This is a genomic window from Bacillus sp. P4_D3 (genome assembly GCF_056401855.1).
On the sequence record NZ_JBFUIN010001317.1, the window covers coordinates 1 to 555 of the forward strand.

The 555-nt window shown below is 39.6% G+C and carries 1 protein-coding gene and 1 other annotated feature; the gene reads right to left on the reverse strand.

Features of this window, described 5'->3' with window-relative positions:
* On the reverse strand, window positions 1-261 hold a 261-nt coding region (locus AC1DTM_RS31070), incomplete at its 3' end, for an OB-fold nucleic acid binding domain-containing protein (protein ID WP_477001772.1).
* Window positions 262-372: 111 nt separating this feature from the next.
* Window positions 373-555 (reverse strand) — a binding site (T-box leader). This feature is flagged as partial in the annotation.

Consider the following 555-nt stretch of genomic DNA (forward strand, 5'->3'; position numbering starts at 1 on the left):
TGCAAGTACTTCAATACCTAATTCTGTTTTCGGTGTCTCTACTATTTCTCCAATTATTTGGACGACACTTTCAACATCAACTTTGTATCCGGATAACTCGTTTTCTAATACACATTGAATAACTCCCGTTCGGTCCCTTAATAATAAAAAGCTAACATTTCCTAGATGACGAATCTTTTTTACCCACCCTTGTAGTAATACAACCTTCCCGCTATGCTCCGTACATTCTCGTGTGAGTGAGCGCTTCATTATTTGATCCATTATATTTCCCTCCATTAATTTTATTTTTATTTACTTTATTGTTGTTGTCGTCGTCATCATCATCCACGGTCACTCACCTCCTTTCAAAGAATACAAAAATCCGCCCCTATAAATAGGGACGGATTTTTCCGCGGTACCACCCAAATTGTCATAATGACCATCTTAGCCCTGATAACGGTAGGTACCGTTTGCTTTTACTAATTATCACGTTCAAAGCAACACTCACAGGTGTCTTTCCATCATGCGGTATCGCAATCTTCCCAGCAACCGATTGCTCTCTGTAGACCCTTGCAT